General features: G+C 39.4%; 8 protein-coding genes. 7 read left to right on the top strand and 1 reads right to left on the bottom strand.

Going from position 1 to position 8,324, the window contains the following annotated elements:
- The 3 genes from pgk to QZ620_RS12570 all read left to right on the top strand — a co-directional run.
- A partial coding sequence (gene pgk / locus QZ620_RS12580; protein ID WP_295182211.1) for a phosphoglycerate kinase occupies nt 1-642 on the top strand: 642 nt, incomplete at its 5' end.
- A gap of 48 nt (nt 643-690) precedes the next feature.
- Nucleotides 691-2,271: a lytic transglycosylase domain-containing protein gene (locus QZ620_RS12575; RefSeq protein WP_295182209.1), complete on the top strand. Its 1,581-nt coding sequence runs from the start codon at nt 691-693 to the stop codon at nt 2,269-2,271.
- Between the two features lie 27 nt (nt 2,272-2,298).
- Entirely contained in the window at nt 2,299-3,279 is a 981-nt protein-coding gene (locus QZ620_RS12570; protein ID WP_295182206.1) for a DUF4837 family protein, read from the top strand.
- Nucleotides 3,280-3,333: 54 nt separating this feature from the next.
- Here QZ620_RS12570 and QZ620_RS12565 read toward each other — a convergent pair whose 3' ends face one another.
- Nucleotides 3,334-3,543, bottom strand: coding sequence for a twin-arginine translocase TatA/TatE family subunit (locus QZ620_RS12565; RefSeq protein ID WP_026913640.1), 210 nt, complete (start codon nt 3,541-3,543; stop codon nt 3,334-3,336).
- Nucleotides 3,544-3,700: 157 nt separating this feature from the next.
- Between QZ620_RS12565 and QZ620_RS12560 the strand changes: the two genes are divergently transcribed.
- Genes QZ620_RS12560 through rfbC form a run of 4 tightly spaced genes read left to right on the top strand, consistent with a single transcriptional unit; the run spans nt 3,701 to nt 8,317 of the window.
- Nucleotides 3,701-4,570: a murein hydrolase activator EnvC gene (locus QZ620_RS12560; RefSeq protein ID WP_295182204.1), complete on the top strand. Its 870-nt coding sequence runs from the start codon at nt 3,701-3,703 to the stop codon at nt 4,568-4,570.
- A 3-nt stretch (nt 4,571-4,573) separates the two neighbouring features.
- Nucleotides 4,574-6,067: a GH3 auxin-responsive promoter family protein gene (locus tag QZ620_RS12555; protein WP_295182201.1), complete on the top strand. Its 1,494-nt coding sequence runs from the start codon at nt 4,574-4,576 to the stop codon at nt 6,065-6,067.
- Between the two features lie 9 nt (nt 6,068-6,076).
- A complete protein-coding gene (locus QZ620_RS12550) occupies nt 6,077-7,765 on the top strand; it encodes a hypothetical protein (RefSeq protein ID WP_141876437.1) in 1,689 nt (562 codons plus the stop codon).
- Between the two features lie 9 nt (nt 7,766-7,774).
- Entirely contained in the window at nt 7,775-8,317 is a 543-nt protein-coding gene (gene rfbC, locus QZ620_RS12545) for a dTDP-4-dehydrorhamnose 3,5-epimerase (RefSeq protein WP_295182197.1), read from the top strand.
- Nucleotides 8,318-8,324 lie beyond the last annotated feature (7 nt).

Here is an 8,324-nt window from a genome sequence, read left to right as displayed (position 1 = left end):
AACAGTAGTGAAAAGCCGGTGACAGCTGTACTTGGTGGTGCAAAAGTGTCTTCTAAGATAACCGTAATAGAGAATATTCTTGATAAGATCGATCACCTCATTATTGGTGGAGGGATGACCTATACTTTTATTAAAGCTCAGGGCGGGCATATTGGAACTTCACTAGTGGAAGATGATAAACAGGAACTGGCTCTTGAAATCCTTAAGAAGGCCAAGGAAAATGGCGTGGAAGTTCATTTACCGGTAGACTCAGTGATCGCAGATAGTTTTTCTGAACAGGCAAGCACACAGGTTGAGAGTGTGGATAATATTCCTGATGGATGGATGGGGCTTGATGTAGGACCAAAAACGGTTAAGAATTTTGCAAATGTGATCAAGGATTCCAAGATCATTCTCTGGAATGGTCCATTAGGTGTTTTTGAAATGGAAACTTTTGCTAAAGGAACTATAGAACTTGGTAAAGCGATCGTAGAAGCTACAGAAAATGGTGCTTTCTCATTAGTTGGAGGAGGAGATTCAGTTGCTGCTGTGAAACAATTTGGATTTGCAGATAAGGTGAGTTACGTTTCTACCGGTGGTGGAGCGATGCTGGAGATGCTTGAAGGAAAATCACTTCCGGGTATCGAGGCAATTAAGAATTAATCGGGTACGAAATTTGATTAATTGCCGTTTGTTATTCAAAACATTTTTATGCTGAAACGAAGATTTTTTGCAGTGCTGCTATTAGCAGGAGTTTCTGGTTTTGCTCAGGAAAAAGATAAGAAGATTCGTGAGGAAAAGGCGAATTTCAGAGTTCAGATATTTCAGAAAAGTGATGATACTGAAATCAAACTGACCGAACCAGATCCGGAATTTCAGAATAAATTGCCTATTTCCGCAGTGATTAGGGATTCATCGAAAGTGGCGCTTTCAGATCTTCCAAAAGCAAAGACCATAGATTCTCTCTGGAGGCTGGAGCTAACAAATTCAGATCTTTTTGAGACCATGCAAAAGTCTATAGAAGATCAGGATTATGAAAAAGTAGTTTATGATGAACTTCCTACAGATACTCTCAAGGCAAGATTAGCCAGGCTGAATGCGAGAACGCCTTTTAACGTAGAGTATAATCCAATACTGGAATCGGTCATAAAATCATACCTGAAAAGGAATAAAAAGGGAATGGAGCGACTTATGGCGCTAAGTACGTACTATTTTCCACTCTACGAGCAGGAATTGGACAAATACGATGTTCCTTTAGAGATCAAATATCTTTCTATTGTGGAATCGGCTTTAAATCCCAGAGCTAAATCACGAGTTGGAGCTACAGGTTTATGGCAATTCATGTTTCCAACCGGGAAAATGCACGGACTTGATGTAAGTTCTTATGTAGATGAGCGTATGGATCCATCAAGATCTACGGAAGCTGCAGCGCAATATCTTTCAAGTTTATATAAGGTTTTTGGTGACTGGAACCTTGTACTTGCCTCTTATAATTCTGGTCCCGGGAATGTATCTAAAGCAATACGAAGAAGCGGTGGATCTACAGATTACTGGCACTTAAGAAGATTCCTTCCACGTGAAACGGCAGGTTATGTTCCTGCATTTCTGGCTACTTTATATCTTTTTGAGTATGCCGATGAGCATAAGTTCCAGCCTGCAAATCCAGATGTTGTGTTCTTTGAAACAGATACATTACAGGTGAAGAAGTTGATCACTTTCGATCAAATATCTAAAGTAACAGGCGTAGAGAAAGAAATGCTTCAGTTTCTAAATCCTAGTTATAAGCTTGATATCATTCCATTTGTTGAAGACGAAAAATATACGTTAAGATTGCCTAAACCTGCGATTGGTAAATTCGTATCCAATGAAAACGCGATCTATGATTTTGTAGATACTCAGGCTAAAGAAAAGGAAAAGGATTTACCTCAATTGGTGAAAACCGAGGATAAGGTTCGTTACAGAGTGCGAAAAGGCGATTACCTTGGTAAGATCGCAGAAAAATACGGTGTTGGTGTAAGTAGTATTAGGCGTTGGAATAACATGCGTAGCAATAATTTAAGAATAGGACAGTATCTAACGATCTATCCTAGAAAGCCCGTAGCATCCTCTTCAAATACTTCTACAGCCTCTAATTCATCGAATTCAAAGATCTATACGGTTAAGAGTGGAGACAGTCTCTGGAGCATCTCAAAAAAGTTCCCGGGAGTTACGGTACAGAATTTGAGGAGTTGGAATGATATGAATACCAACAGCCTTAAACCTGGAATGAAGATCAAGATTTCCAAAGGTTAAGGTTCTAAAAAAACCTAATCCGAAAAAATGAAACGTAGCCTATTAGTACTAGCCAGTATTTTCCTGTTTTTTGCCTGCGAGGAAAGTAAAGATCAAAAGAAAGACACCCGAATCCTATCAGATTCTTCCGGTAACATCAATCAGCTCACAGTAGTCATCGATAACCAAATGTGGGAAGGTGAAGTTGGAGAGGCCATAAGAACCAGATTTGCAGCTCCGGTAGACGGACTGCCCCAGGAAGAACCACTTTTCAGCTTAAGCCAGATACCACCAGAAACATTCACCGGATTTGTACGTAACAGTAGAATCTTTTTAAAGATCGAAAACGGCAAACAGGGAATGGCTGTAATAAGTGATGAGTTTTCCCGTCCACAAAAAGGAATCGTACTTCAAGGGAAAAATTCACAGGATATCATTGATGTGATTGAAAGAAAGTCTGATACTATTATAGATATTCTTAAACAAACCGAACTAATAGAGAAGCAACGCCGAATTAGAAAATCACTTTCAGATGACGTAGCATTGAAAGAGAAATTTGGTATAGATCTAAAGTTTCCTTCAGCTTACAGATATGCTAAGGAAGAGGATAAATTCAGCTGGATAAGAAAAGAGATCCCAAAAGGAAGCATGGAAATTCTAATTTACGAGGTTCCTATGAGTTCCATAGATAATGACTCCAGCGTGGTTGCGAATATCATTAAAATGCGTGATTCTATTGGAGAGGCGATGATCCCAGGCCGACTGGAGGATTCTTATATGATCACTGAAAAAGCATATGCTCCATATTTATTCGAATCTACAGTTGATGGCAAATTTGCTTATGAAACAAGAGGTACCTGGGAAGTACAGAATGATTTCATGGCTGGACCCTTTGTGAACTACGCGGTTAAGGATGAGGCAAATAACAGATATTTAATTCTGGAAGGATTTGTATTCTCACCATCGCGAGCAAAACGGGATAATATCTTCGAGCTCGATGCTATATTGCGATCGGCTAAACTGAACTAAATTAAAAAAAGCCCAACTGCAAAGTTGGGCTTTTGTATATTATAAAACACCGGCTTATTTATTCTCTTCCGGTACTTTTTTACTATCGTCTGTAGTTGCAGGATTCTCGTCATCCTTAGAAGCGTCTTTAAATTCTTTAATTCCGCTACCAAGGCCTCTCATTAATTCCGGGATCTTTCGTCCTCCAAAAAGCAACAATATTACCACTACAATCAGGATAATTTGTGGTGCTCCTATAGCCAAAGGCAAGATAAATGCGTTCATGTGTTATAATTTTGTTCTACAAACTTAACAAGAATAACCTAATATAAACGTTAATAAGACAATAAATTGATGTATACCTGCTCACTAATAATAACGGTCATGGTCGTTCAGAAATTCGAATTATTTTAATTTATCTTTGTAATACTCAATCACGGCTATGGCTGAAAACACAAAACCTAAAAAGAAGTTCACTAAGAAACTGCTGCATAAGTACCGCATGGTGGTTCTTAACGAAGATACTTTTGAAGAAAGGTTCTCCTTTCGTCTAACCAGATTGAACGTTTTCGTAGCTGTTGGGATTTCAGCAATTTTATTGATCGCTATGACTACCTTCCTGATCGCGTTTACACCCTTGAGAGAGTATATTCCTGGGTATTCTTCCGCAGCATTAAAAGAAAAGGCTACAAAACTGGCTTATACCTCAGATTCCTTGCAGAACAGGATGCGTATGAACGACCAATATTTGAAGTCTATCCAGGATGCGCTCCGAGGAGAGTTCGATGTAGAGCAAGTGGATAGGGATTCTATTCTAAGCCAGCCGATCACTGATCTGGAATATCAGGAAATTAATCGGATCAAGGCAGACAGCTTGTTGCGTGAAGAAGTAGCCCAGGAGGATAAATATAATATCCTGCCAACGGCAACAGATAACATTAACTTTTCACTGTTTCCGCCGGTAAAAGGGACTATTTCTGAAAGTTATAATATCGAAAATAAGCATTATGCTATAGATATCGTTACCACCAGGAATTCGCCAATAAAGTCGGTTGCAGATGGTCGTGTGATTTTTGCCGAGTGGACTGCTGAAACCGGGTATGTGATCATTATCGAACACAGTTATGGTTTGCTTTCGGTATACAAACACAATGCTTCACTAAGTAAAAGTCAAGGCGATATAGTGCGATCTGGCGAGGTGATCGCTACTGCTGGTAATACCGGTGAATTTACTACAGGACCGCATTTACACTTTGAACTTTGGAACGAAGGAAACCCTGTGGATCCTTCAGAATATATTGATTTCAATTAATTTATGTCTATAAAATCTTTTGCTGCCGGGATCTTTGCGTCCTATGTTAGAAAAAAAATGAATAAATGGGTTGAGAATCCTCATGATACCCAAGAGAAAGTATTTCAGCAATTATTGAAAAAGGGCGCAAATACAAAATTCGGTAAGGATCACGATTTTCAAAATATCAACAATCATCAGGATTTTTCAAAGCAGGTTCCGGTAAGAGATTATGAAGAGTTAAAGAATTATATGGACCTGATGGTTTCCGGAGAAGAGAATGTATTATGGCCTGGAAAACCTTTGTATTATGCGAAAACTTCAGGGACCACGAGTGGAGCCAAATATATTCCACTAACCAAAGACAGTATGCCCACGCATATAGAAGCTGCCAGAAATGCCATTTTATGCTATATCCATGATACCGGGAATAGTAAGTTTGTGGATGGTAAAATGATATTCCTGCAGGGAAGTCCGGAGTTGCAGGAGAAAAACGGAGTGAAATTAGGCAGGTTATCGGGAATCGTGGCGCATTATGTTCCAGGCTATCTTCAAAAGAACAGAATGCCTTCGTGGGAAACTAATTGTATCGACGATTGGGAAACGAAAGTGGATGCGATCGTGGAGGAAACTGTACAGGAGGACATGTCGGTAATAAGCGGGATTCCGTCCTGGGTGCAGATGTATTTTGAAAGATTGATCGATAAGACAGGGAAAAAGGTAGGAGAGATTTTTCCAAATTTTGACCTGTTCATTTATGGCGGAGTTAATTACGAACCATATCGAGCCAAATTCGAAAAATTAATTGGCAGAAGGGTGGATAGTATTGAATTATACCCTGCTTCGGAAGGTTTTTTTGCATTTCAGGATAAGCAGAATGTTCATGGTATGCTGCTTCAGCTAAACTCAGGGATTTTTTACGAATTTATTGAAGCAGATAAATTCTTTGAAGAAAACCCAGCACGTTTACTTCTGAAGGATGTACAGATTGGGGTGAACTATGTCATGATCATAAGTTCTACCGCTGGTCTATGGGCATATAATATTGGCGATACGATACAGTTCACTTCAGTAAAACCATACAGAGTCATAGTTTCCGGAAGGATCAAGCACTTTATTTCAGCTTTTGGCGAACATGTGATCGCTAAAGAAGTGGAAGAGGCCTTGCAGGAAGCAGTCAAAGATACGCAGGCTGCTATTAGCGAGTTTACGGTAGCACCACAAATTAGTCCGGATAATGATGAACTACCGTACCATGAATGGTTTATTGAATTTGAAAAAGAACCGCAGGATTTAGATCATTTTGCGGGAGTTATCGATAGAGCAATGCAACAGCAGAATTCATATTATAAGGATCTTATAGATGGAAGCATCCTTCAAAGGCTCAAGATCACTAAATTGCCCCCAAACACATTTCAGCAATACATGAAATCTATTGGAAAGCTTGGAGGACAGAATAAACTGCCAAGATTATCCAACGACAGGAAGATTGCTGATAAATTAAACGAGATTATATAAAACAAAACTATGTCAATATTAAAGTTACAGGGAAGAACAAGAGCTCAGGAAAGTTCAGGAGCGATTGAACGAATGTATATCACCATGAGACACCTTTTCAACCGTGGTTTTTATAAGCCTATGGGTGTTTCCGGAGAAACTTTAAGGGAATCCTTACTTACACTTCGTCCTGAAATTTATGGATCTATCGCGAACGAAAAAGCAGAACTGGAAGGTTTGCTATACGTTATAGATCGATTACCACACGGTATCGAAGAATGCAGATTTATAAACCTGACCAGTGATGAAGGTTACGGGAATTCGCATTTCAAGCCTATTATACCGCCCAAAAGACGTAGAAACTGCTATAGGATCGATGATGAGCAAATGAACATTGAGATCACTCGTGGTCGTTCAGAGATCTATGATATCCTTACGCATCTTACTTTTCTATTTATAGAATCGCATAAGATCATGAAAAGAGTGATTATTGATGAAGACGGGAGCGTGAACCGGGACTGGGAGAAACTGGATTTTGCAGTAACCCAGAAAGATCCGCTTACACAATCACAGCGGGAAATAGCTCTTACCCATACCGCCAGTATCCTGGGAAGAACCTTTTCAGATATCAATAAACTTTATCCTAAATTCAGCACACCAGACAATCCAGACAGATTTCTTAGAGTGATCTGGTCTCTTGGAAAAATGGCGATCAAGGAAGCGGTTCAGAATGAAAAAAGAATTATCACTTTTAGCCCTGTGCTGCGGGAAAGACTGGGACATCACATTCATGGAGAAGTCTGGGCGAATGATATAAAGAGTTTTCTAACCAAAGAAGAACTTATTAAAAGACCAATTCATATCATCTCTGCGAATATGCACAGTGTCATGAACACTTTGTATACTCCGTGCGCTTTTAAAACAGAGCTTAAAAAGAAAAAGCCCCTTGATATTTACGAAGAACTAAGTGATAGTGGAAATGGGAACCTTAGAACCAAGATCACAAAGTTTGCTCTGGACAACGGGATGACCTTTCTTGAAGATAAAAGCGGAACCAATATCGATGTGCAGATCTTTGATACTGCGCAACTGGAAGGTGGTTTCCAAACCGATAAATTCGCTGATATAGATCTTTCAGAAAAACCGGTACTAGTGGTCATGGACTACGCCTTTGGTGAGCAGGCTTATGAAACTATGGATGAACTGCTTAAACCTTTTGATAACGACGGAAAAGAGATCAAACTCAATGTGAAGTCGGTTTCTATCATGGGGAAAGCGGGGATTCTTGAAGGTGGCAAGGGTGATATTATGATTCCTGATGCCCATTTATTTGAAGGAACAGCAGATAATTATCCTTTTGAAAACCAGTTAAAGAAATCTGATCTCGAAGGCCAGGGAATTAGCGTGGTAGACGGAGCAATGATCACTGTACTGGGAACATCATTGCAGAATAAGGATATTCTAAGATTCTTCCATGATTCTACATGGAATGTTTGTGGTCTGGAAATGGAAGGTGCACATTACCAAAAAGCGATACAGGCAGCTTCCAGATTACGAGGAAGTATTGATGAAGATGTTCAGGTAAGATATGCTTATTACGCATCAGATAATCCATTGGAAACAGGAAGTACACTTGCTTCTGGAGGACTTGGAACATCTGGAGTGAAACCAACCTATCTTATTACTGAAAAGATTCTGGAACAGATCTTCAATTCCTAAAAACCGTTTATGCAAATTGAAAAAACTCCGCTAAAAGATTGCCTGCTCATCAAACCTACCATGTTTGAAGATCATCGCGGTTTATTTCTGGAGACCTATCATCGCAGGAGACTGGCAGATTTTAGTGGTATAGATGCTGAATTCGTTCAGGATAATCAATCTATGTCGCATTATGGTGTGTTAAGGGGACTGCATTATCAACAGGGAGAATTCGCGCAAACCAAGATTGTAAGAGTGATCCACGGGAAGGTTTTGGATGTGGTGGTGGATTTACGGCCAGATTCTCCAAGTTTTAAAAAGACTTTTTCTGTAATACTGGACGATGAGAATTTGTTTCAGCTTTATGTTCCGAAAGGTTTTGGACATGGTTTTGTAACGCTTTCCAAACGTTCTGTTTTTGCTTATAAATGTGATCACTATTATACTCCAGGCTCTGAAGCCGGAATTAGATACAATGATCCCGATCTCAATATCGACTGGAATTTTCCTGAAGATCAAATGATCTTATCAGATAAAGACAAAGAGCTTCCATTTCTAAAAGATGTATTTTGAAGAATAT

This window comes from uncultured Christiangramia sp. (genome assembly GCF_913046405.1).
GTDB lineage: Bacteria > Bacteroidota > Bacteroidia > Flavobacteriales > Flavobacteriaceae > Christiangramia > Christiangramia marina.
This window is presented reverse-complemented; position numbering and strand designations above follow the sequence as displayed.

Excerpts from the sequence above, each read along its gene's own strand:
- QZ620_RS12575 (WP_295182209.1), top strand. The coding sequence starts at position 691 with ATGCTGAAACGAAGATTTTTTGCAGTGCTGCTATTAGCAGGAGTTTCT.
- QZ620_RS12570 (WP_295182206.1), top strand. The coding sequence starts at position 2,299 with ATGAAACGTAGCCTATTAGTACTAGCCAGTATTTTCCTGTTTTTTGCC.
- QZ620_RS12565 (WP_026913640.1), bottom strand. The coding sequence starts at position 3,543 with ATGAACGCATTTATCTTGCCTTTGGCTATAGGAGCACCACAAATTATC.
- QZ620_RS12560 (WP_295182204.1), top strand. The coding sequence starts at position 3,701 with ATGGCTGAAAACACAAAACCTAAAAAGAAGTTCACTAAGAAACTGCTG.
- QZ620_RS12555 (WP_295182201.1), top strand. The coding sequence starts at position 4,574 with ATGTCTATAAAATCTTTTGCTGCCGGGATCTTTGCGTCCTATGTTAGA.
- QZ620_RS12550 (WP_141876437.1), top strand. The coding sequence starts at position 6,077 with ATGTCAATATTAAAGTTACAGGGAAGAACAAGAGCTCAGGAAAGTTCA.
- rfbC (WP_295182197.1), top strand. The coding sequence starts at position 7,775 with ATGCAAATTGAAAAAACTCCGCTAAAAGATTGCCTGCTCATCAAACCT.